Source organism: Parvibaculum sp. MBR-TMA-1.3b-4.2 (genome assembly GCF_053628815.1).
The window spans coordinates 3,225,090-3,248,516 of record NZ_JBRJHC010000001.1 but is presented as its reverse complement, the minus strand read 5'-3'; the positions used below and the strand labels follow the sequence as shown (position 1 = coordinate 3,248,516).

Below are 23,427 nucleotides of genomic sequence, written 5' to 3'. Positions count from 1 at the left end.
GCTGTCCCGTTTCACACGGGGCAGCCTTTGCAATATCCCGATTTCCCGGGCAGCAACTAAATCCTGTCTGACAATATTTTGTCTAACAAACGGAAATTCTCCCGGACGACCAGCCCAAGGGCATCTATCCGGTCCTGATCCTTCTCATCGGCCATAGCATCGAATGCCTGAACAATGGCCTGCTTCAACTCGTGTTCAGCAGGTGTGTTATTGTTGCCGCCGACACGCTTCGACGGCTTGGACGGATCGTACATGATGAGATAGCGCCGAAAATTGGCGCGTGCTTCGGTAAGCGAATAACCCCCGTTCGGCCCGCCCCACACTTCATCGGCGTGAGGATCGTCCTGCCCGTCATCTTCCCAATTGCAGAGACCGCAGATGTCGTAGCCGCCGCGTTCTTCCAACGTGGGATAGCCGCAGCACGGACAGCGGTAGAGATGTCCGGGTATGGCCGGCTTTATCACACCTGCCTCTATGGAGTCCGTGTAGCGCTCGAACCAGCGTCGGGCCTGTTTCTCGTCCATTCGAGTACCTCGCTCCCTCACGAAACCCGCCAAGACGAAGGGTGAGAGCGAAGGGTGGTGGGCCCGGCAGGACTCGAACCTGCGACCAAACCGTTATGAGCGGTTCGCTCTAACCAACTGAGCTACAGGCCCCCTCCTTCGCGATTCTGCATATAGCAGAATTCGCAAAGAGGCAGAAGCAGGAGCGCACCAAGCGCGACCGCGCCGGACGCGGCCATGAGCGGCCAGGCGAAACCGCCGCTCATCTGCGCCAGCCAGCTGCCCGCCAGCGGGCCGATGATCTGGCCCACACCGAAAAGCGCGGTCAGCGTGCCGATGGCGCGCGCGGCGTCATGCGGCGCGAGCTGACGCCCGAAGCCGACGGCAAGCGTGGCAATACCCATGAAAGTGCCTCCGAAAAGAATGGCAGAGGCGATGGCTGCGATGCCGTTGCCTGTCACGACGGGGAGCACGATGCCGACGGATTGCAGAAGAAGCGCCGCGGCGAGCGCGCGGGCGAACCCCACCCGTGCGGCCAAAAGCGTCCAGACGAGGCAGGACGGCACCGCCGCCGCGCCGGCGATAAGCCAGATATTGTCGGCGTAAACCGACAGCGCAGGGCTCGCCCGGAAGACCGCGACCATGAAGGTGCCGGTGACGATATAGCCGAGCCCTTCCAGAAAATAGGCGGCGGCAAGCAGCCGGAAGCCCGTGCGGCCGGTCTCATGCGTGTCGCCCTGCGGATGCGCCCCGCGCGGCGGAAAGGGCTTCACACGGCCCAGCAGCAGGAGGCCCGGCAGGGAGAGAATGGCGGCGAGGACACCCATGCCGATCCACTCGGCGGCCCAGCCCTGCCCTATAAATCCCTGCCCTATCCCACCTGGCCCGGCCTCGCGCACATAGATCGCAGACAACATCATACCGAGCCCCACGCCGCCAAAGGCGAGCCCGGCAAGATGGCTCACCTCGCGCTCGGCCAGCCGCTCGAAAAGCATGGCGGAGATGGTGACGAGGAGCCAGCCGCTGGCAACGCCGGCGAGAAAGCGCACCGCCAGCCACCATGACAGCGGCGCCTGCGGCCAGCCCATCGCAAGGCAGAGGATCGCCGTCAGCGCGACGGAAAACGCCAGCACGGGCCCCGCGCCAAAGCGCCGCTCTACCGGGCCGGTGGTGAGCGCGCCGACGAGATAGCCGACGAAATTGGCCGCGGCGACGAGGCCCGCCGAGCCGGTATAGAGGACGCCCGCCGCCGTCATATCCGGCAGGATGGGCGTGAAGGCGAAGCGCCCGATCCCCATGGCCACGGCAAGCAGCAGCGCCGCGCCTGCAAGGTCGTGCCAATGGCTGCGTTCCCGCCTTTCGGCGGCGTCGATCCGGCTCATCTCATCCGCTCCCGCTCGCTTCCGTCATGATGGGGGAGAGATAGGTGACGGGACACATCATTAAAATTGAATTGTTTTGATTAAAGCATTCTAATAAATTGACCTCATGGACAGTACAGACCTTCGCTTCTTCCGGGCCGTGGCGACGACGGGCAGCATTGCAGGCGCGGCGGCGGAGCTGAACTGCGTGCCCTCCAATGTGACGGCGCGCATCCGCCAGATGGAGGCGCGGCTGGAGACGCCGCTCTTCTTCCGCCACAGCCGGGGCATGCGGCTGACGCGGGCGGGCGAAGCGCTGCTGCCTTTCGCCGACCAGAATGACGATCTGCTGAGACGCGCCCGCCATGCCGTGCAGGAGGCCGACGGCCTCAACGCGCCGCTCAGGCTCGGTGCGATGGAAACGGCGGCGGCGATCCGCGTGCCGGGCCTCATCGCGCGGCTGAAGGAAAAGCTGCCGGGCCTCGCCCTGTCGCTGATGACGGGCAACTCGCTCTCGCTTCTCGACGCGGTGACGGACCGGCGGATCGACGGCGCCTTCGTCTCCAGCGCACATGAGGCGGCGCGCTGGCCCGAGGAGATCGAGGCCGTCGCCGCCTTCGACGAAACCATGGTGATCGTCGAACCGCAAAATCCCGACCGGCAAAACAACACCCTGCTCGTCTTCGGGCATGGCTGTTCCTATCGTCAGATGGCGGAACAATGGATGCGCGAGGAGGCGGGCGAACCGCCGGAGATCATGGAGTTCGGATCGCTCGACGCGATCATGGGCTGCGTGGCGGCGGGTCTCGGCCGGAGCCTGGTACCGGAAGCGGCGGCGCGCGCCTCCATCTATGCGACCGGCATAAGGATCACGCCGCTCGGCCCCCGCTATGCGCGCGTGCCGACTTTCTTCATCCGGCGGCGCGACATGCCCGAAACCCGCTCCATGCGCGAGCTGCTGACCCTGACGCGGGAAATGGCGGCGGACGCAACGCCGCCGCCCCGGCGCAAGGGCAAAAGACGCCCGGCAGCGTGAACCCCGCCGCAATTTTGCCCCGATTGGGAGAGAGCGTTACCCTCAAGGGTACTTAGAAGACATCAACGACAAGGAGACGTCATGGCCGCCCATGGCAATCGTTCCACAGGCTTCCACCCTCTTTTCCTCGCCGCGGTACTGGCCGCCGCGTCCCTCTTTCCGCTCGCCGCGCAGGCCGCCGACGATGCCGACGCAACGCCGCGCACCATCTCCGTGACGGGCCATGGCGAGGTGCAGGCCGAACCCGACATGGCCTCTATCCAGACCGGCGTGACGAGCGAGGCCGATACGGCCCGCGCGGCGCTGGACGCCAATACGCAAGCCATGCAGCAGGTGCTGGACGGGCTGAAGGAAATGGGGATCGAGAAGAAGGATTTGCAGACCTCGCAATTCTCCATCTATCCCGTCTATCGCAACGACAAGACCACCGACAACGCGCCGAAAGTCGTTGGCTACCGGGTGACGAACCAGCTCGCCGTGATCGTCCGCGACCTGACGAAACTGGGCGACATTCTCGACAAGACCGTCTCTCTGGGCTCGAACCAGATGAACGGCATCCGCTTTTCCATCGACGATACAGCAAAGCTCGAGGACGAAGCCCGCAAGGCCGCGGTGAAGGACGCGCTGCACAAGGCGAAGCTCCTGGCGGGCGCCTCCGGCGTGTCGGTGGGCCGCATCCTCACCATTCAGGAAAGCGGCAGCTCCATGCCCTCGCCCGTCTATATGAAGGCCAGCATGATGGAAGCGCGCGCTTCCTCCGTGCCGGTCGCCGCGGGCGAACAGACGGTGTCGGCCAATGTCTCGATGACGATAGAAATCGACTAGAGCGTTTTCCGGAAAAGTGGACGCCGGTTTTCCGGCGAAAACGCGACAAACAAAATCTGACCCTGCACACGCAGGCGTGATTGGACGGATGACCGGCCCCGTTTCAACATGGGGCCGGTTTTCTTTTGCGGAGTCGTGGCATGTCGATCGAGATGGTGAAGGAATATTACGGGCGGACGCTCAAGGGGTCCGACGACCTCAAGACGGATGCCTGCTGCGATCTCGACGCGATCCCGCCCCATATCCGCACCGTGCTGAGCGAAATCCACCCCGACGTGACGGCGCGCTATTACGGCTGCGGCCTCGTCGTGCCGGAAAAGCTCGAAGGCGCGCATGTGCTCGATCTCGGCTGCGGCACGGGGCGCGACGTCTTCGCGCTGGCAAAGCTCGTCGGGCCGACTGGATCGGTAACCGGCGTGGACATGACGGCGGAACAGATCGGCCTCGCCCGCGAACATGAGCAATGGCATGCGGCGCGCTTCGGCTACGATGCGCCGAACACACGCTTCCTCGACGGCTATATCGAAGGGCTGGACGCACTCGACATCGCGCCCGGCTCGCTCGACATCATCGTCTCGAACTGCGTCATCAATCTCTCGCCCGACAAAGAGGCGGTGCTGAAAGGCGCCTACCGCCTGCTGAAGCCCGGCGGCGAGATCTATTTCTCGGACGTCTATGCCGACCGCCGGCTCGACGCGCGTCTCCGCGACGACCCGGTGCTGCTGGGCGAATGCCTCGCGGGGGCGCTCTACTGGAACGACTTCCTCACACTCACCAAACAGGCGGGCTTTGCCGATCCGCGCCTCGTCACGGACCGGCCGCTTGCCATCGGCGACCCGGCGATTGCGGAAAAGCTCGGCGGGGCGTCATTCCACTCCGCGACCTATCGCCTGTTCAAGATCGAAGGGCTGGAAGGCTCATGCGAGGATTACGGCCAGGCGGTGATCTACAAGGGCGGCGTCCGCCACGCCGAACACCGCTTCACACTCGACAATCATCACGTGATCGAAAAGGGCCGCGTCTTCCCGGTCTGCGGCAACACCTTCCGTATGCTGAAGGAGAGCCGCTTCGCGCCGCATTTCGAGTTCATCGGGGATTTCGGCACGCATTACGGCATCTTCCCCGGCTGCGGCACGAATATCCCGTTCACGGGCGGCGCGGCGGACGGGAAAACCTCGGGAGCTTGTTGCTAAGTCCGCGGCGTCATTGCGAGGAGCAAAGCGACGAAGCAATCCAGTCCTGAGTGTGCGGCCTCTGGATTGCGTCGCTTACGCTCGCAATGACGGTTCAGGTCAGCCTCACGCCTCGGCCGTCTCCAGAATGCGATTGCCCTCGCCGAGCTGGATCACACTGGGCTCCCAGCTTTTCGCTTCCTCATCCGACATCTGCGCATAGGACACGATGATCACCAGGTCGCCGACATCGGCCTTGTGCGCGGCGGCGCCGTTGAGGCCGATCATGCCGGAGCCCGCGGGTGCCTCGATCGCATAGGTGGTCAGCCGCTCGCCATTGGTGATGTTCAGCACATCCACCTGCTCGTTCGGCAGAATGCCGCTGGCAGCCAGCAGATCCTTGTCGATGGAAATGGAACCGACATAGTGAAGGTCGCACTGCGTAACCGTGGCGCGATGCAGCTTCGCCTTGAGCATGGTGAGGATCATGGGGGCCAACTCCCTCCCGAACGGACCAATATGGCCGCGCGTTTTAGCCGATGAGGGGTGAGAAGTCCATGCGCCATCCGAGCCGCTGCCGGGCCGGTTTTCCCGAGGATTTCCGTGACTTTCCCTGCCCCTTATAAGTAAAAACCCCTATACGAAAACATGCACAAATCACAATCGTTTTGGAGATTGATAACGCTTCTCAAATGTAGGTTCTTTTCGAAACAATATTCGTTTGACGAATTCTATGACTCGCAGAATTATCGCCAAATATCGATTCCCCCGGTGCCGACGGCCCCGCCCCAGCGGCAGCCATTCCTTTCCGGAACGCGAACGAGCAGCTCGTAGGCATGCCCTTCGCAACAACCGGCCGAATCGCTGACAGCAAATAAATGAGCGAGGCGTTGTCCTCGCCGCATAAGGGGGACATCGTGACTGCCAGACATTCCGCAACCATCCGCACGCTTTCCATCGCCGCATGGACAAGCAGCCTTCTGCTCTCCGCTTCGGCAACCGCGATAGCGGCCAATCTCGACGTGAGCGGCACGCCCGGACAGACCTACACGGTCAGCGGCGACGAAACCTACGACCGGGTCAATGCGGGCAATGCGGCGGGCGAGACCGGCACGATCAACGTCAATGCAGGCAACACGCTGACCACCGGCTCGACCGGCGCGGTGGGCACGAGCCTGGGCAACGCCCCGACGACAACCGGCACGATCAACGTAACGGGCACGGGCGCGACCTATACCGATAACGGCTACACCTATGTCGGCGATACGGGCGCGGGCGCGATCAACGTCACCTCCGGCGGTACGCTGCAAACGACGAATCTCTACATGAACGCCCAAAGCAGTTCGCTGACGGTGACGGGCCCAGGCTCGAGCTGGACGAATACGGCAGGCGTGAATATAGGGAACGACAACACCGCAACCGACAAGCTCACCATTTCCGATGGCGCCATCGCCAACCTGCTGAACATCGGCCTCTATATGTCCGGCGGCTCCGATGTGACCATTACCGGCACGGACACCGAGGTCACGCTCAGCAATCCGGGCGATCCGGAAAACGGCGCCTGGATCTCCGCCGGCGGCGGCACCCTGCTGCTCTCCGACGGCGCGACGCTGAATACCGACGGCGCCTATCTCGGCAACGACCCGGCCGACCAGGTCGACATGACGGTGACGGGACAGGGCACGGTCTGGAACTCGATCGTACGCGTCTATATCGGCGGCGGGTCGGGTACCGGGGGGACGGGCGAGCTCACCGTGTCGGACGGCGCCGTGATCAATACCGCCACCGGCATCACCGGCCTGGACACCGGCTCGACCGGCACCATGACCCTGACGGGCGCGGGCACATTGTTCCACGCGGTCGCGACGCCCTCCGTCGGCGCACTCGGCAACTTCTATGTCTCCTATGCAGGCGACTCCAATGTGCTGGTGACCGACGGCGCGGAACTCAAAGTCGATAACGAGCTGCGCATCGCAACCTGGGCGGGCAGCACGGGCACGCTCTCCATCGGCGCCAAAAAAGGCAATGCCGCGGCAAAAGCGGGCATCATCACCGCGCCGGCCATCGTCTTCGGCGACGGCACCGGCACGGTCGTCTTCAACCATACGAGCGACGACCTCTCCTTCTCGTCCGTCTTCACCGGCACCGGGTCTATCGACCAGGTGGCGGGCACGACGATCCTGACGGGCGCAAGCACGGGCTTCACCGGCACGACCGACGTCGAGGGCGGCACGCTGATCGTCAACGGCACGCTGGGCGACGGCACCTCCACACTCAATCTGCTGTCCGGCGCGACGCTCGCCGGTACGGGCACGATCGGCGGCAATGTGGTCGACAGCGGCATCCTCTCGCCGGGCCAGAGTGTCGGCACGCTGAATGTCGGCGGCAACTTCACCTTCAACGGCGGCTCGACCTTCAACATCGAAGCCGCAAGCGACGGGGCGACCACCGACACGCTGGCAGCGGCCGGCAATGTGGTCATCAATGGCGGCGATGTGGTGCTGACAAACGGCTATTTCCTGCCGACGAAAACCTACACCATCATCACCTCGGGCGGCACGGTAAGCGGCACGTTCGACACCGCGTCTTACGACTATTACGCCTTCGTCACGCCGGAACTCACCTACAACCCGGCCAACGTCCAGCTCACCCTCACACGCAATGCGACGGCCTTCAGCGCGCTGGCCACCACGCCCAACGCACAGGCGGCGGCGAACGGTCTGGACAGCCTCGGGAGCGGCAGCCCGATCCATGACGCGATCCTCGGCCTCACCCCGGAAAATGCCGGCGCGGCCTTCAACTATCTCTCCGGCGAAATCAATGCGAGCGTGATCTCCGGCCTGCTCGGCGGCAGCCACTTCGTCAGCGACAATGTGCTTTCGCATATCCGCAAGGTCTTCGGCTGGCAGGGCGCAGGCCCCACGCCGAAAGTGGTCGCCGATGCGGGCGACGGCTCCTCCGCCTTCCCCTTCTCCGGCCAGACCACCGCCGTCTGGGCGCAGACCTTCGGCGCCTGGGGCCATACGAACGGCGACGGCAATGCCTCCAAGCTCAAGAGCCGGCGCGGCGGCTTCGTCGCCGGTGCCGACAAGCAGCTGTCGGACAATCTGCGCATCGGCGTCTTCGCGGGCTATCAGCGCTCGAAATTCGACGAGAACGCGATTGCCTCCTCGGCGGATGTGGACAGCTACGAACTCGGCGTCTATAGCGGCACGGAGCTCTCCGGCCTCGGCCTGCGCGGCGGCGCTTCCTTCACCTGGCACAATATCGACACCTCGCGCAGCGTGGTGGCGGGCCTCTTCAGCAACCATCTGACGGGCTCGACCGACGCGCGCACCGCGCAGCTCTTCGGCGAGGCCAGCTATCCGCTCTCCGCGGGCGCGGTGACATACGAGCCCTTCCTGGACGCCGCCATCATGTCGATCAGCACCGACGGCTACACCGAAACGGGCGGCGCGGGCGCGCTGACGGTGAACAGCGACACCACGACCATGGGCTCGACAACGCTCGGCGGGCGCCTCTCGACCGGCTTCGCGCTGGCCGACATGCCTGTCAGGCTCACCGGCACGGCGGGCTGGCGGCACGGCTTCGGCAAGCTGACGCCGGACACCACCGCCTCCTTCAGCGGCGGCACGCCCTTCACCGTCTCCGGCACGCCGATCGCGCGCGACGCGGCGGTACTCGGCGCCGATCTCGGCGTCGCGCTGTCCGCCTCCACGAGCCTGGGCCTGTCCTATGACGGCCAGTTCAGCGACAACGCGAACGACAACACGGTCAAGGCAAGGCTGGTGATGGCGTTCTGAGGGAGACCTCCATTATGCCCGAAGGCGGGGTCTTGAATCCCGCCTTCGGCACCCCATATACACACTGTTGAACACGCCGCGCGGCTTCTTCGGAGGTCTTGGCGCGGTGGTCTCATCCCGGGAGCGGTGACCACGGATGTACTGGCACCGCCGACGGGGTGAGTGGGAAGGCCGGGTTTTCCCGGCCTTTTTTCGTTTGGGACGCCCCCGCAGCAGCGACGCGGGCCCATGGGCGTCGACTTCCCGGCGCGGCAACCACTCTCCCGCCCCGCCCGATACCCGACATGCCTGCCCGCATTACGCCCGCTCGCACCACGCCTGAAGGAGGTTTCCCATGGCAAAAATCGACGAGAAGACCGGTTTCTTTAAAACCACCTCCCCCGCCGGCCGCGCCAGCAAGGCCGACCAGATCACCGAAACGGTGCGCGGCATCATTGCCGACGAAAACAAGACCCGCTCCGCCAAGACCGAGCGCCTGAAGGCGCTGCGTCTGGAAAAGGAAGCCGCCGAAGCCGCCGCCAAGGCCGCCGCGCCGGAAAAGCCGAAGCGCAAAAGCGCCAAGGCGAAGGCCGAGCCCGAAGCGGAAGTGGAAACGGAAGACACCGGAGCGTAAAGGCGTCACGCCTGCGCCACGAATGGGGAAAGGCCGGGTTTTGCCCGGCCTTTTTGTTTTGGGGGATGTCCTCACTCATCTCCGCCTGAACCAGCAGATATCGCCTATTTCCGGCTGACGGCCCAACGCATCCCACTCACGCCGGATGCGAGCGGCGACGGCTTCGCCGCTCTGATCCTGCCAAGGCGCATACTCTCCCCCTTCGCAGCTGGCGAAAGTGAAGCCTGCTTCCTGCAATTGCCGCACGACCAAGAAGCTCATCCAGTTCAGCTCGTCGTCATCGGTACCCGGAAACTCATGCCTCAAGCAGACCAAAATCCCCCGGAAATCAGTCCAGTCTCCATAAGCCCCGCTCTCCCGAATGAAGCCGGCAACAATCTCTTCTACTTTTCTTGTCGTTTCGTTGGTCATTGCATCGTGTAGGTGGAGAACGGGACCCTCAGAATGAAGCTTTGCTGCTACGTGCGAAAGGCTTTCTCCCAAAACACGTTACCCCAGGCTACGTCCCGGGGTCCGGAGCGGCAGGTGCCGCGGGTTACGCCCCTGGGCCCCGGGACAAGCCCGAGGTGACATTTGGGGGTTGGGCTGCCGCCGAGGTTCTCCCCTTTTGCGCACCTCGCCGCACGCGCCAATGGGTCCCGGCTTTCGCCGGGATGACACTTAAGGGAAAAACAAAAGCCCGGATCTTTCGATCCGGGCTTTGTTGTTTGTTGCGCTGGATTGCCGGGTCTTCGCCCGGCAATGACAGGCTTAGTTGTCGAGGAAGCTGCGCAGTTTCCGCGAGCGGCTCGGGTGCTTGAGTTTGCGGAGCGCCTTGGCCTCGATCTGGCGGATACGTTCGCGCGTCACGGAGAACTGCTGGCCGACCTCTTCCAGCGTGTGGTCGGTGTTCATGCCGATGCCGAAGCGCATGCGCAGCACGCGTTCCTCACGCGGGGTGAGCGAGGCGAGGACGCGGGTCGTGGTTTCGCGCAGGTTCGACTGGATCGCCGCGTCGATGGGGAGCACGGCGTTCTTGTCTTCGATGAAGTCGCCCAGATGGCTGTCTTCCTCGTCGCCGATGGGCGTTTCGAGGGAGATCGGCTCTTTCGCGATCTTCAGCACCTTGCGCACTTTTTCCAGCGGCATGCCAAGCTTCTCGGCAAGCTCTTCCGGCGTCGGCTCGCGGCCGATCTCGTGCAGCATCTGACGCGAAGTGCGCACCAGCTTGTTGATCGTCTCGATCATGTGCACCGGAATACGGATGGTACGCGCCTGGTCGGCGATCGAACGCGTGATCGCCTGGCGGATCCACCATGTCGCATAGGTGGAGAACTTGTAGCCGCGGCGATATTCGAACTTATCCACCGCCTTCATCAGGCCGATATTGCCTTCCTGAATGAGGTCGAGGAACTGCAGGCCGCGATTGGTGTATTTCTTCGCGATGGAAATCACGAGACGGAGGTTGGCTTCCACCATCTCCTTCTTGGCGATGCGCGCCTCGCGCTCGCCCTTCTGCACCATGGCGACGATGCGGCGATATTCCTGAATGTCGAGGCCGGTCTCGGAGGCGAGCGTCTGGATTTCCTCGCGCAGATCCTTGATCTGGTCGCGGTCGTCCTTGGTGAAGCTCGTCCAGCCCTTGCCCTTCAGGCGGCTGACGCGGCGGATCCAGTTCGGGTCGAGTTCATTGCCGAAATACTGCTTGAGGAATTCCTCGCGCGGAATGCCGTGGCTTTCGGCGGTGCGCAGCAGGCGGCCTTCGAGGCCCATCAGGCGCTTGTTGATCGAATAGAGCTGCTCGACCAGGCTTTCGATACGGTTGTTGTTGAGCGAGAGGCTCTTCACCTCGTCGATCACATCTTCCGTCAGCTTCTGGTAGCGCTTCTCCTGCTGGGAAGAGAGCTCCTCGCCCTTGAGCTGGAACTCGACCTTCTGGTCCTGCAGCTTGCGCAGCTTTTTATAGTCGCCGGCAATCTTGTCGAAGATTTCGAGGACCTGCGGCTTCAGCTCCGCTTCCATCGCGGCGAGAGACATGTTGCTCTCCGCATCCTCGTCATCGACCTCTTCTTCTTCCGGCTCTTCGCGCGGCGGGGCTTCGCCTGCCAGCGCAGCCTGGGAATGGTCGACCTTCTTGGCGTCGGGACCGGCATAGGTCGCGTCGAGGTCGATGATGTCGCGAAGGAGGATCTTTCCCTCGTTCAGCTCGTCGCGCCAGATGATGATGGCCTGGAAGGTCAGCGGGCTTTCGCAAAGCCCGGCGATCATGGTCTCGCGGCCGGCCTCGATGCGCTTGGCGATGGCGATTTCGCCTTCGCGCGACAGCAGCTCCACAGAGCCCATCTCGCGCAGATACATGCGCACCGGATCGTCGGTACGGTCGAGCGAGGAAGATGTCGTGGTGGTCGTGGTGACGGCGCGCGTCGAGGAGGTGGTGGTGCTTTCCTCCGCCTCATCGTCATCGTCGTCATCATCATTGGCGGCGGCGCGGGCCTTGTCGCCCTCTTCGGCATTGTCGTCATTCTCGTCGTTCTCGACGACGGTAATGCCCATCTCCGAAAGCATGGCGAGCGTGTCTTCGATCTGCTCGGAGGAAAATTCTTCCGACGGGAGAACCGTGTTCAACTCGTCATAGGTCACGAAACCGCGGGACTTGGCGGCCTTGATCATCTTCTTGACCGCCGCATCGGACATATCCAGCAACGGACCGTCCTGGTTTTCCGCTGCTTCCGGTGCTTCCTGTTCCGCCGATTTGCTTGCCATTCAATCGCTCTCCGCCTGACCCGATAATGCGCCGCCTGCCCGCGCGCATCTCACGCCTGTTCAATTCGTTCGACCCGCTCGACAATCAAGACGGGTGAAAAGGATTATGCCCGTCAGCGGCCTTCAGGGGCGCCGGACGGCCAGTCGTCAAACTCGTCTCTCTCGATATCCCTGTCCGGCATCCCCCGGGCCTTGCCGGCCCACACCTTTCAGAGCGTTCCCCTTAATCCGTCCTGCCTCAATCAGTACTGTTCGTCCCATCCAGACCGTCGGTCATGTCGGACCTTTCAAGCTGCAGGTGTATCTCCCTGAGCCTTGCCCAGTTGGCCTCCGTCATTTCCTCGGCCAGAGCGCGCTCGGCGGCTTTCAGTTCCGCCTCCAGATTCACGGCCCGCTCATGGCGCCGGATGAGGTGCACAAACCCTCTTTCGGCCTCGTCCGTCATGGCCTCGGGGCCTGCAAACCGCGCGCCAATCTTCTTCGCGCGGCCCTCAAGACGGCGGAACAAGTCACCCAAGTTCCTGTCTTCTAAGTGGTTTTTCAGCCCGTCCCTTTCAAGAGGCGCATGAAGGGCGGCTATATCTATGATTTCATTGCGTAATCTGTCAAGTTCGGCGCTTGCGAGCGGCAAGCCGGAGAAAACTTCGCAATATTCGTCCAGCAGGTCGGGGTGATTGGCCATGGTCCAGACCAGCAGGACCTCGCGCCCCTCGCCATTGCCGCTGCCTTTGCCGAGCACAGATTGCTTCAATTGGGGCGAGGCCGGCGGAATGAAATTGTCCCGCCGGAACACGCCGCCGCCCCCGCCGGGCCGCCCACCGCGCCAGGGCGCCTGATTACGGTTGCGATACCCCCCACCCCCGTAGCCACCTTGCCGCGCCCCGCCCCGGCGCTCCTGAACGCCGAACAGCTTGTTGAGCCGCGCACGCAGATCCTGTCCGTAATAGGAGCGCACTTTCGGGTCGGCGATGGCGTTCACCGCCGCCTCGATATCGGCTTCGAGCTTGGCCCGGCGCTCCGGCGTCGTCCATTCGCCCGCCGAGACTTCCTTTTCCCAGAGCATGTCGGCCAGCGGCTTTGCCTCATCCAGCACCTTCTGCATCGCCTCCGGCCCCTCCTCGCGCACGAGGTCGTCGGGGTCCTTGCCTTCGGGCAGCAGCGCAAAGCGCAGCGAGTGGCCGGGCTTCAGCAGCGGCAGCGAGCGCTCCACCGCCTTGAAGGCGGCGCGGAGCCCCGCCTTGTCGCCATCGAAACAGAGAATGGGCTCGGGCGCGAGCCGCCACAAAAGCGCGATCTGGTCTTCGGTAAGCGCCGTGCCGAGCGGCGCGACCGCATAATCGAAGCCGCCCTGCGCCAGACCGATCACATCCATATAGCCCTCGACGGCCAGCACCGTCGCCTTGTCATAGGCGGGCTTGCGGGCCTTATCGAGATTGTAGAGGACGTGGCCCTTGTGAAAGAGCGGCGTCTCCGGCGAGTTCAGATATTTCGCCTTGGCGTCGGGCGACAGCGCGCGGCCGCCAAAGGCGATCACCCGGCCCCGCCCGTCCGCGATGGGAAACATGACGCGATTGCGGAAGCGGTCGTAAGGCTCCTTGATGTCCTCGCCGCCGATGATGAGCCCGGCCTCGATCATCTGGCCGATCTCGACACCCTTGCCCTTGAGATAATTCATGAGCTGATGGCGGTCGCCGCGATCGTCGCCCGGCGCATAGCCCATGCCGAAGCGCTCAATGATCTCGTCCTTCATGCCGCGGCGCTTGAGGTAAGCCATCGCTTCCGCGCCCGCGCCCTCTTTCAGCTTGCGGCGGAAAAAGCCCTGCGCCATCTCCATCACGTCGATGAGGGAGGCGGATTTCCGTTCGCGCTCGGCGGCGCGGGGGTCCTGCTTGGGCACTTCCATGCCCGCCTCGCCCGCCAGCCGCTCCACCGCCTCCATGAAGGAGAGGTTCTCGGTCTTTTCGAGAAACTTGATGACGTCGCCATGCTCGCCGCTGGAGAAGCAGTGATAGAACTGCTTGTCGTCATTCACCGTGAAGCTCGGCGACTTCTCATTGGTAAAGGGCGAGAGCCCGACGAATTCCCGGCCCCGGCGGGTGAGCTTCACCTTGCGGCCCACGACTTCGGAGACGCGGATGCGCGCCTTCAACTCGTCGAGGAAATGCTTCGGGAAGCTCATGATGCTGGTGCAATCGGCTCAGTTTCGGGAGACCGGGCCTCAAACCCGGCTGAGCCCTCTATTCTGCCACCGCACAGGGCGATAGTCAGTCAGTAATGACTGATTACCCCAGCCGGGCCTTCACCAGGGGGCCGGCCTTGGAGAAATCCATCTGGCCCGCATAGCGGCCTTTCAGCTCGCCCATGACGCGGCCCATATCCTTGAGGCCTTCGGCGCCGAGTTCGGAGACCACGCTGTCCACGGCGGACTGGATTTCGGCCTCGTCCATCTGCTTGGGCAGGAATTCCTCGATGACGGCGATTTCGTCGCGCTCCTGCGCGGCCAGTTCCATCCGGCCCGCCTGCTCATAGGTTTCGGCGGATTCGCGGCGCTGTTTGATCATCTTGGAGAGCACTTCCATGATCTCCGCCTCGCCCACGCCGCCGTCGCGCCCGTCGGTCCGTCCGGCAATATCCCGGTCCTTGATGGCAGCCACGATGAGACGCAGCGTGCCCGTGCGCGTCTTGTCCTGGCTCTTGGTTGCCTCGTTCAAGCCCTGCTTGATGCGTTCGCGCAAGGTTTGGCCCATGACCCGTCTCCGAATGACACTGATGAAGAAACACTAGTTTGCGACGTCGTTCTTTCGCCTCTTTCGGGGGGCCCTTGGCCACGCCCCGGAAAGGCGGCACACGCTAAAGCAAAGGCCCGGTAACCGCAAACAGATTACCGCCCCGACAGAAAAGAGCTAACTAGCTGAAATTACTCACAAAAAATAAGCGAAAGCCAGCTTGACGCTTTTCGAGGCTTCGCTTAGTGTCCGCGCGATTTGACGGAATCTCCGCGAGTCTGCCGCCCCGGCGCGCCCCTGACCACTTTCGGGTGCATCGGACCGGCGACGGACGTCAGGCCCATGCGGAATTCCTCTCCCGGGAGACCTGCCATGTTGGTGTCGACGACAGCCGCCACGGAACGGCGCTCGCCAGATGCGAGCCGGAGTTCCGGGGAGGAGTCTCCGCGCGCATGTGCGACGATGTCCCGGCTCCGCGACCGCCAAAGCGAATGGAAATGACACGCATGACCGCCAGCGAAACGCCCACCGCGCTTCTCGTCCTGAAAGACGGCACCGTCCTCAAAGGGCGAGGTATCGGCGCTATCGGCGAAGCGGTCGGCGAGGTCTGCTTCAACACGGCGATGACGGGCTATCAGGAAATCCTGACCGACCCCTCTTATGTGGGGCAGATCATCACCTTCACCTTCCCGCATATCGGCAATGTGGGCACGAATGACGAGGATATCGAAACCTCCAACCTCGCCGCCTCTTCCGGCGTGCGCGGCGCCGTCATCCGCGCCGACATCACCACCCCGTCGAACTACCGCGCGGCCCAGCATCTGGATGCCTGGCTGAAAGCGCGCGGGATCGTCGGGCTTTCGGGCGTCGATACGCGCGCGCTGACGCGGCGCATCCGCGAAAAGGGCTTCATCGACGGCATCATCGCGCATGACCCGGCGGGCAATTTCGACATTCCCGCCCTGCAGGCGAAAGCGAATGAATGGCCGGGCCTTGTCGGCATGGACCTGGCGAAAGAAGTCACCTGCGGCCAGCGTTACGACTGGGACCAGGATCTGTGGAAATGGGATGAGGGCTTCAGCAACCGGCCCGACGCGCCCCACCATGTCGTCGCCATCGATTTCGGCGCCAAGCGCAACATCCTGCGCTGCCTGGTGAATGCAGGTTGCCGCGTGACGGTGGTCCCGGCTTCGACCAAGGCCGAAGACGTACTCGCCATGAACCCGGACGGCGTGTTCCTGTCGAACGGTCCGGGCGACCCGGCCGCGACCGGCGAATATGCGGTGCCGGAAATCAAAAAGCTCGTCGAAAGCGGCAAGCCCCTTTTCGGCATCTGCCTCGGCCACCAGATGCTCGGCCTCGCGCTCGGCGCGAAGACCGTGAAGATGCATCAGGGCCATCACGGCGCGAACCACCCGGTGAAGGACTTCACCACCGACAAGGTGGAAATCACCTCCATGAACCACGGCTTCGCGGTGGATGCGGCAACGCTCCCCGACGGCGTGGAAGAAACCCACAAGAGCCTTTTCGACGGCACGAATTGCGGACTGCGCCTTAGCGGCAAGCCCGTCTTCTCCGTCCAGTACCACCCCGAGGCCTCTCCCGGCCCGATGGATAGTCACTACCTCTTCGAACGCTTCGTGAAGCTCATCGAGGAGGCGAAGTAAGGTCCCATGCAAAAAAAAGCGCTCAACTCACACGCTTGAAGATCTCCATATGCCCAGGAACAAAATAGACTTCAACGAAGCTAGAGATCTAGTATTACTAGTTCTCTATGAAGTTTTCAGTTCAGAAAATGGTAGATTCAAAGAAGATATTGATATTGTTCGTCGAATAAAAAAATACAACTGGAACACTATCGACATAACAATACGGGATCTAATTAAAGAAGAGTTGGTTGAAGAAGGCAAAATTGACTCTTCGTTTCGAAGATTAACGGGCAGCGTTTCGCGCGTTCTTGGCGTGGATGGAACCGTAAGCGGATACGCAATCACAAAAGCGGGAATTGACGAAGTCCAGAAATGGACAGACGAGCGCTTCGATACCAGAGCCAAAGAGGTTTCCAGATCCACAAACACCCAGGACGGCATCGACAAATTGCCTGCCGGTTCCCAAGCCTCTGAACAAGCGGCATCTACAGCTAACTCAATAGACGGCTCAGAAAGCGATAAGAGCATCCCCGCATCTAATCGCTATGTCTCTCACTCTGACAATGAACCAGAAATTGCGAAACTACGAAGTTCAGTCAGCGATCTGATCGAAACCACGAAAGAAAATCGTGACAACGACTTTGACGACAAAGAAGGTCGCTTGGGCGAGCTTCTAGCCTTAGAGCTACAACTCTCACAGCCGCAGATAAGCGTTCCCCTAATCGAAATCATACTAAATGACACCGTTAAATACCTCGCGAACAAATTCGCCGACAACGCTGTTGGCATAGCGGCCAATATCGTTCTCCACCTTGCAGCCAGTCTCTTCGGAATTACTCTCTAATGCCCAAACGTACCGACATCAAAAGCATCATGATCATCGGCGCCGGTCCGATCATCATCGGACAGGCCTGCGAATTCGACTATTCGGGCACGCAAGCCTGCAAGGCGCTTCGCGAAGAGGGCTACCGGATCATTCTGGTGAACTCGAACCCCGCCACCATCATGACGGACCCGGAACTGGCCGACGCGACTTACATCGAGCCGATCACGCCCGAAGTCGTCGCCAAGATCGTCGAGAAGGAGCGCCCCGACGCGCTGCTGCCGACCATGGGCGGACAGACCGCGCTCAACACCGCGCTGGCGCTCGCCGATATGGGCGTGCTGGAAAAATTCGGCGTGGAAATGATCGGCGCCAACCGCGAAGCCATCGAAAAGGCGGAAGACCGCCAGCTCTTCCGCCAGGCGATGGACAAGATCGGGCTCGAAAGCCCCCGCTCCACCGCCGTGCACACCATGGAAGAAGCGCTGAAGGCGCTCGACTATGTGGGCCTGCCCGCCATCATCCGCCCCTCCTTCACCATGGGCGGCACGGGCGGCGGCATCGCCTATAACAAGGAAGAGTTCAGCGACATCGTCGAAGGCGGCCTCGATGCGAGCCCGGTCACGGAAGTGCTCATCGAAGAATCCGTCCTCGGATGGAAGGAGTATGAGATGGAGGTCGTCCGCGACAAGGCGGACAACTGCATCATCATCTGCTCCATCGAGAACATCGACCCGATGGGCGTCCATACGGGGGACAGCATCACCGTCGCGCCGGCGCTGACGCTGACCGACAAGGAATACCAGATCATGCGCAATGCGAGCCTGGCCGTGCTGCGCGAGATCGGCGTGGAAACCGGCGGCTCCAACGTGCAGTTCGCGGTGAACCCGGAAAACGGCCGCATGGTCGTGATCGAAATGAACCCGCGCGTGTCGCGCTCTTCCGCGCTCGCATCGAAGGCCACCGGCTTCCCGATTGCCAAGGTCGCCGCGCGGCTGGCCGTCGGCTACACGCTGGACGAGCTGCAGAACGACATCACCGAAGTGACGCCCGCAAGCTTCGAGCCCACCATCGACTATGTGGTGACGAAGATCCCGCGCTTTGCCTTCGAGAAATTCGCCGGCGCCAAGAAAGAACTCGGCACCTCGATGAAATCGGTCGGCGAGGCGATGGCCATTGGCCGCACCTTCCCCGAAAGCCTGCAAAAGGCGCTGCGCTCTCTCGAAACCGGGCTCACCGGCGTCAATGAAGTCAGCGTGCCCGGCATGGGCGAAGGCGACGACCGCAACGCGCTGCGCGCCGCGCTGGGCCGCCCGACGCCCGACCGCCTCTTGGTGATCGCCGAGGCGCTGCGCCACGGCCTCAGCCATGACGAAATCCGCGCCGGCTGCTCCTACGATCCCTGGTTCATCGAACAGCTCCAGCACATCGTGGATGCCGAACAGACGCTGAAGGAAAAGGGCCTGCCCGACACCGCCGCCGACATGCGCAAGCTGAAAGCCATGGGCTTTTCGGACGCCCGCATCGGCGAACTGACCGGCCATGAAGAAGAAGCCGTGCGCAAGGCGCGCCGCGAAATGGGCGTCCGCCCCGTCTACAAGCGCGTGGACACCTGCGCGGCGGAATTCGAAAGCCGCACGCCCTACATGTACTCCACCTATGAGCATGATTTCGACGGCGCCGCCGATTGCGAAAGCGATCCGAGCGAGCGCAAGAAGGCGATCATTCTGGGGGGCGGCCCGAACCGGATCGGCCAGGGCATCGAATTCGACTATTGCTGCTGCCATGCCGCCTTCGCGCTCGACGAGGCGAATATCGAAAGCATCATGGTCAACTGCAATCCGGAAACCGTGTCGACCGACTACGACACATCCGACCGGCTTTACTTCGAGCCGCTGACGGCGGAAGACGTGCTGGAACTGATCGACGTCGAACAGTCCAAGGGCGATCTCGCGGGCGTCATCGTGCAGTTCGGCGGACAGACGCCGCTGAAACTCGCCGACGACCTCCAGCGCGCGAACGTGCCGATCCTTGGCACCTCGCCCGACAAGATCGACCTCGCCGAAGACCGCGACCGCTTCAAGGAACTGCTCGACCAGCTTCACCTGAAGCAGCCGCCGAACGGCATTGCGCGCTCCGCCGAGGAAGCCCGCAAGATCGCCGAGACGATCGGCTATCCCGTCGTCATCCGCCCGTCCTATGTGCTGGGCGGCCGCGGCATGGAGATCGTGCGCGATACCGCCCATCTCGACCGCTACATCAACGAGGCGGTGATCGTGTCGGGCAAGAGCCCGGTGCTGATCGACGGCTATCTGCGCGACGCCATCGAAGTAGATGTCGATGCCATCTGCGACGGCGAAGACGTCTTCATCTCCGGCATCATGGAGCATATCGAGGAAGCGGGCGTCCATTCCGGCGACAGCGCCTGCTCGCTGCCGCCCTACTCGCTCTCGAAAGAGATGATCGGCGAGATCGAACGCGAAACGCGCGAACTGGCGATCGGCCTCGGCGTGGTCGGGTTGATGAACGTGCAATATGCGATCCAGGACGGCACCGTCTATGTGCTGGAAGTGAACCCGCGCGCCTCGCGCACCGTGCCCTTCGTCGCGAAAGTGATCGGCGAGCCGGTGGCCAAGATCGCCGCCCGCGTGATGGCGGGCGAGAAGCTTTCCTCCTTCGACCTGAAGCCGATGGAACGCGAGCATGTCGCGGTGAAGGAAGCCGTCTTCCCCTTCGCGCGCTTCCCCGGCGTGGACACCGTGCTGGGCCCGGAAATGCGCTCGACCGGCGAAGTGATGGGCCTCGACAAGGATTTCGCGGTGGCCTTTGCCAAGAGCCAGCTCGGCGGCGGCAGCAAGGTGCCGGTCGAGGGCAAGGTCTTCGTGTCGGTGAAGGATGTGGACAAGGACCGCATCGTGGGTCCGGCCAAGAAGCTGCTCGATATGGGCTTCAAGCTGCTGGCGACCGGCGGCACCGCGCGCTACCTGAAGGAACAGGGCCTCGAGGTGGAAACCATCAACAAGGTGCTGGAAGGCCGTCCGCATATCGTGGACGCCATCAAGAACGGCGATGTGCAACTCGTCTTCAACACCACCGAAGGCGCGCAGGCGCTGCAGGATTCCATGTCGCTGCGCCGCGCGGCGCTGATGATGAAGGTGCCCTATTACACCACGGTGGCCGGCTCCCGCGCCGCCGTGCTGGGCATCGAAGCGATCCGCACCGGCCAGATCGAAGTCGCCTCGCTGCAGAGCTACGCCAAGGCCCGGGGAGCGGGCAAGAACTAGCCGCGGAAGAGGCGGAGCTGAAAGACGGGAACGCTCCGCCGTCCGCGCGGCTGTTCTGGACGTTCCATTGACGCGCCGCTAGCATGGCTATGGAAAATCCGCCGACGCCATCCACGCCAATTCTGCGACCGTTCTGCCATGAAAATTGAAGTTTGCATCGGCTGGGATTCCCGGATGCCCGAGGTGGCGGAAGTCTCCGCCTTCTCCCTGCGGCGGCGCAGTTCGCTGCCCGTCGAGGTAAAATTCCTGAAACAGAGCGAGTTGCGGCGGCGGGGACTTTATTCCCGTTCCGGCGATCCGCTGGCCTCGACCGAATTCACCTATACGCGCTTCCTGACGCCGCATCTTTGTCCGGATGCGGATATTGCAATCTTCGCCGACAATGACTTTCTCTGGCTCGGAGACATCGCAGAGCTTGTCGCCTCGCTCGATCCGCAACATGCGGTGAGCTGCGTCAAACATGATTACGCCCCGCCCGAAAAAACGAAGATGGACGGCAGGACGCAGTCTCTCTATCCGCGCAAGAACTGGTCGAGCCTGATGGTCTTCAACATGAAGGACCCGCGCCTTTCCGCGCTCACCCTCGACCGCGCCAACACCGAAACGGGCGCCTATCTCCATCGCATGCAATGGGTGCCCGACGAGGCGATCGGCGCCATCGATCCGAGATGGAACTGGCTGGAAGGCACGCCGGAACCCGAGGGCGGGCCTTTTGCGATCCATTTCACGCGCGGCGGCCCCTGGTTTACGGAATGGCGCGACGTTGCCCATGCCGACCGCTGGCGCGACGAACACGAGGCCTGGCGCGTCTCGGCGGACGGGATGGAATGCGCAAGCGCCTGATCGTGGTGGGCAATGCCCCCCGCCCCCGTCATATCTGGCAGCGCATGACGCCGGCCCGGTTCGGCCGCAAGATCGATGCATTCGATGTCGTCGTCCGCTGCAACGAGATCAAGAACAGGAACAAGCCCTGGATCGGCGAACGGACCGACGTGCTTTTCGTGCGGGCTGAAGGATCCCCCGCCCATCGCATGTCGCAGCCCGGTGGCATGGCCATTCCGCCATCCATGCGCCCCGGCCGCGTGATCTTCAGTTGCGACGAGAGCAGCCGGGGGCTCTATCCCCCAAACCCGGACGACCCCCATGACGGCCTGATTTTCCGGGAAGCCATTCTGGAAAGCGGCGGCCTCACCGGCCTGCCTGTCGCCACCCTCTCCGCATCGGAAATCCGGTCCGTCATCGGGCTTCTGGCCGAGGCGTCGGGCGGCACGCCCACCATCCCCAGCATGGGCCTGCTGGCCATCCATCATGTGACGACCGCTCCGGAATTTACGGATTTCGAGGTCTGGATCGCCGGCTTCAAATGGCGGGGCTGGATCGGACATAATTGGGAAGGCGAAAGGGCGATCATCGAGAAATGGCGCAAGGAGCGGCGCCTGCGCTTTCTCTAGGGCCCGGATCGATCCCGATAATTGGATTTGACCTTGCCCCCCTCAATCCACCACTATGGGTGAACGTATCCCGCCAGGAACGGGCCCCTAAAGGGCTCAGGCGGGCTTTTTATATGGCTGAGGCCGTTTACCGAGCCATTCAGGCTCCGGCGCCTCGCGTAACCAAAAGAGAACGTCTGTCGAGATGGAAAAGGTTCCGATGACTTCCGCGGGCTACAAGGCCCTGGAAGAGGAGATCAAGTTTCTGAAGTCCGTAGAGCGCCCCCGCATCATCAAGGCGATCTCGGAAGCGCGCGCCCATGGCGACCTGTCGGAAAACGCCGAATATCACGCGGCGAAGGAACAGCAGGGCCTGAACGAGAGCCGCGTCGCGGAGCTTGAGGACAAGATTTCGCGCGCCGATGTAATCGACGTCTCCAAACTGTCGGGCGACTCGGTGAAATTCGGCGCGACCGTCACGCTGGTCGACGAGGATACGGACGAGGAAGTCCATTACCAGATCGTCGGCGAGATCGAAGCAGATGTAAAAAAGGGCAAGGTGTCCATCACCTCCCCCATCGCCCGCGCGCTGATCGGCAAGACCGAAGGCGACAGCGTGGAAGTGAACACGCCCGGCGGCGGCAAGTCCTATGAAGTCCTGAAAGTGGAATTCAAGGAACACAAGTAAGGGCGGTCCTCCGGACACTTTTCACATCAAATCGCGTCGTGGCCCGGCTTGTCCGGGCCATCCACGTCTTTGGCTAAAGTGAAGGCGTGGATGCCCCGCCTGAAGCAGGGTATGACGGCGCGGTGTGAGACGCCGCCCTATTCCTCTTCCATCAGCACCGGCACGGGCACGCCCGGCTCGTATTTCGACTGGCGGATGGTGAGCGAGGTACGCACGCTGGCCACATTCGGCGCGGGCGTCAGGTGCTCGGTGAGGAAACTCTGGAAGGTGGAGAGGTCCGGCGCGACGCATTTCAGAATGAAGTCGATCTCGCCGTTCAGCATATGGCACTCGCGCACGAGCGGCCATGTACGCACCAGCCCCTCGAAAGATTTGAGATCGGCCTCGGCCTGGCTGTGCAGCCCGACCATGGCAAAGACCGTCACCTCGAACCCCAGCGCCTTGCCGTCGAGATCGGCGTGATAGCCGCGAATGAGCCCCGCCTCCTCCAGCGCGCGCACCCGGCGCAGACAGGGCGGCGCGGAGATGCCGACACGCTGCGCTAGCTCCACATTGGTGATGCGCCCGTCCGCCTGCAGCTCGGTCAGGATCTTGAGGTCTGTTTCGTCGAGCTTCTGCCGCTTCATGGGATTCCCGGGCGCTTCGCCGGGTAGAATTCCGGCGTGACATGAGAGGCCCGGCACCGTAACAACTGCCGGTGGCCCGACGGGCCCCGCCTTTCGCAATCGGGTACAGATACAGATTCTCACGCCCGTTTTCAGCAATAAAATTA

General features: G+C 62.7%; 19 protein-coding genes and 1 tRNA gene. 11 read left to right on the top strand and 9 right to left on the bottom strand.

Going from position 1 to position 23,427, the window contains the following annotated elements:
* Window positions 1-56: 56 nt before the first annotated feature.
* The 3 genes from ACSSVQ_RS15580 to ACSSVQ_RS15570 form a co-directional block, all read right to left on the bottom strand.
* Complete coding sequence (locus tag ACSSVQ_RS15580) at window positions 57-524, bottom strand: CPCC family cysteine-rich protein (RefSeq protein WP_454184259.1); 468 nt, start codon at window positions 522-524, stop codon at window positions 57-59.
* A 55-nt stretch (window positions 525-579) separates the two neighbouring features.
* A tRNA-Ile gene (locus ACSSVQ_RS15575) sits at window positions 580-656 on the bottom strand.
* Entirely contained in the window at window positions 647-1,885 is a 1,239-nt protein-coding gene (locus tag ACSSVQ_RS15570) for a YbfB/YjiJ family MFS transporter (RefSeq protein WP_454184258.1), read from the bottom strand. Before ACSSVQ_RS15570 ends, ACSSVQ_RS15575 begins: the two co-directional genes overlap by 10 nt.
* 106 nt (window positions 1,886-1,991) lie before the next feature.
* Here ACSSVQ_RS15570 and ACSSVQ_RS15565 point away from each other — a divergent pair, with 106 nt between their 5' ends.
* From ACSSVQ_RS15565 to ACSSVQ_RS15555, 3 genes are all read left to right on the top strand, one after another.
* Window positions 1,992-2,900 carry a LysR family transcriptional regulator gene (locus ACSSVQ_RS15565; RefSeq protein ID WP_454184257.1) on the top strand — a complete coding sequence of 303 codons (909 nt, stop codon included), beginning with the start codon at window positions 1,992-1,994 and terminating at the stop codon, window positions 2,898-2,900.
* Between the two features lie 81 nt (window positions 2,901-2,981).
* On the top strand, window positions 2,982-3,725 hold the full coding sequence (locus ACSSVQ_RS15560) for an SIMPL domain-containing protein (protein WP_454184256.1): 744 nt from the start codon (window positions 2,982-2,984) through the stop codon (window positions 3,723-3,725).
* 140 nt (window positions 3,726-3,865) lie between these two features.
* Window positions 3,866-4,918 carry a methyltransferase domain-containing protein gene (locus ACSSVQ_RS15555; RefSeq protein WP_454184255.1) on the top strand — a complete coding sequence of 351 codons (1,053 nt, stop codon included), beginning with the start codon at window positions 3,866-3,868 and terminating at the stop codon, window positions 4,916-4,918.
* Between the two features lie 105 nt (window positions 4,919-5,023).
* Here ACSSVQ_RS15555 and panD read toward each other — a convergent pair whose 3' ends face one another.
* Complete coding sequence (gene panD, locus ACSSVQ_RS15550; RefSeq protein WP_454184254.1) at window positions 5,024-5,386, bottom strand: aspartate 1-decarboxylase; 363 nt, start codon at window positions 5,384-5,386, stop codon at window positions 5,024-5,026.
* A 428-nt stretch (window positions 5,387-5,814) separates the two neighbouring features.
* Between panD and ACSSVQ_RS15545 the strand changes: the two genes are divergently transcribed.
* Window positions 5,815-8,700 carry an autotransporter outer membrane beta-barrel domain-containing protein gene (locus tag ACSSVQ_RS15545; protein ID WP_454184253.1) on the top strand — a complete coding sequence of 962 codons (2,886 nt, stop codon included), beginning with the start codon at window positions 5,815-5,817 and terminating at the stop codon, window positions 8,698-8,700.
* Window positions 8,701-9,034: 334 nt separating this feature from the next.
* Window positions 9,035-9,313, top strand: a complete 279-nt coding sequence (locus ACSSVQ_RS15540) for a hypothetical protein (RefSeq protein ID WP_454184252.1) — start codon at window positions 9,035-9,037, stop codon at window positions 9,311-9,313.
* Window positions 9,314-9,388: 75 nt separating this feature from the next.
* On the opposite strand, the gene ACSSVQ_RS15535 is transcribed toward ACSSVQ_RS15540, so the two are convergent.
* The 4 genes from ACSSVQ_RS15535 to ACSSVQ_RS15520 all read right to left on the bottom strand — a co-directional run bounded on the left by ACSSVQ_RS15535 (window position 9,389) and on the right by ACSSVQ_RS15520 (window position 14,802).
* The gene (locus ACSSVQ_RS15535; RefSeq protein WP_454184251.1) at window positions 9,389-9,724 is read right to left on the bottom strand and encodes a hypothetical protein; all 336 of its coding nucleotides are present in this window, start codon (window positions 9,722-9,724) and stop codon (window positions 9,389-9,391) included.
* Between the two features lie 339 nt (window positions 9,725-10,063).
* On the bottom strand, window positions 10,064-12,055 hold the full coding sequence (rpoD, locus tag ACSSVQ_RS15530; protein ID WP_454184250.1) for an RNA polymerase sigma factor RpoD: 1,992 nt from the start codon (window positions 12,053-12,055) through the stop codon (window positions 10,064-10,066).
* Window positions 12,056-12,293: 238 nt separating this feature from the next.
* On the bottom strand, window positions 12,294-14,234 hold the full coding sequence (gene dnaG, locus ACSSVQ_RS15525) for a DNA primase (RefSeq protein ID WP_454184249.1): 1,941 nt from the start codon (window positions 14,232-14,234) through the stop codon (window positions 12,294-12,296).
* A gap of 103 nt (window positions 14,235-14,337) precedes the next feature.
* On the bottom strand, window positions 14,338-14,802 hold the full coding sequence (locus ACSSVQ_RS15520; RefSeq protein WP_454184248.1) for a GatB/YqeY domain-containing protein: 465 nt from the start codon (window positions 14,800-14,802) through the stop codon (window positions 14,338-14,340).
* A 485-nt stretch (window positions 14,803-15,287) separates the two neighbouring features.
* Here ACSSVQ_RS15520 and carA point away from each other — a divergent pair, with 485 nt between their 5' ends.
* The 6 genes from carA to greA all read left to right on the top strand — a co-directional run bounded on the left by carA (window position 15,288) and on the right by greA (window position 22,655).
* Complete coding sequence (gene carA / locus ACSSVQ_RS15515; protein ID WP_454184247.1) at window positions 15,288-16,448, top strand: glutamine-hydrolyzing carbamoyl-phosphate synthase small subunit; 1,161 nt, start codon at window positions 15,288-15,290, stop codon at window positions 16,446-16,448.
* A 49-nt stretch (window positions 16,449-16,497) separates the two neighbouring features.
* Window positions 16,498-17,274: a hypothetical protein gene (locus ACSSVQ_RS15510; protein ID WP_454184246.1), complete on the top strand. Its 777-nt coding sequence runs from the start codon at window positions 16,498-16,500 to the stop codon at window positions 17,272-17,274.
* Complete coding sequence (gene carB, locus ACSSVQ_RS15505) at window positions 17,274-20,537, top strand: carbamoyl-phosphate synthase large subunit (protein WP_454184245.1); 3,264 nt, start codon at window positions 17,274-17,276, stop codon at window positions 20,535-20,537. The genes ACSSVQ_RS15510 and carB overlap by 1 nt, the downstream gene beginning before the upstream one ends.
* 174 nt (window positions 20,538-20,711) lie before the next feature.
* Window positions 20,712-21,380: a glycosyltransferase gene (locus tag ACSSVQ_RS15500; RefSeq protein WP_454184244.1), complete on the top strand. Its 669-nt coding sequence runs from the start codon at window positions 20,712-20,714 to the stop codon at window positions 21,378-21,380.
* A complete protein-coding gene (locus ACSSVQ_RS15495) occupies window positions 21,365-21,988 on the top strand; it encodes a hypothetical protein (RefSeq protein WP_454184243.1) in 624 nt (207 codons plus the stop codon). Before ACSSVQ_RS15500 ends, ACSSVQ_RS15495 begins: the two co-directional genes overlap by 16 nt.
* A 184-nt stretch (window positions 21,989-22,172) precedes the next feature.
* A complete protein-coding gene (gene greA, locus ACSSVQ_RS15490; protein ID WP_454184242.1) occupies window positions 22,173-22,655 on the top strand; it encodes a transcription elongation factor GreA in 483 nt (160 codons plus the stop codon).
* A gap of 137 nt (window positions 22,656-22,792) precedes the next feature.
* Here greA and ACSSVQ_RS15485 read toward each other — a convergent pair whose 3' ends face one another.
* The gene (locus tag ACSSVQ_RS15485) at window positions 22,793-23,281 is read right to left on the bottom strand and encodes an Lrp/AsnC family transcriptional regulator (RefSeq protein ID WP_293324663.1); all 489 of its coding nucleotides are present in this window, start codon (window positions 23,279-23,281) and stop codon (window positions 22,793-22,795) included.
* Window positions 23,282-23,427 lie beyond the last annotated feature (146 nt).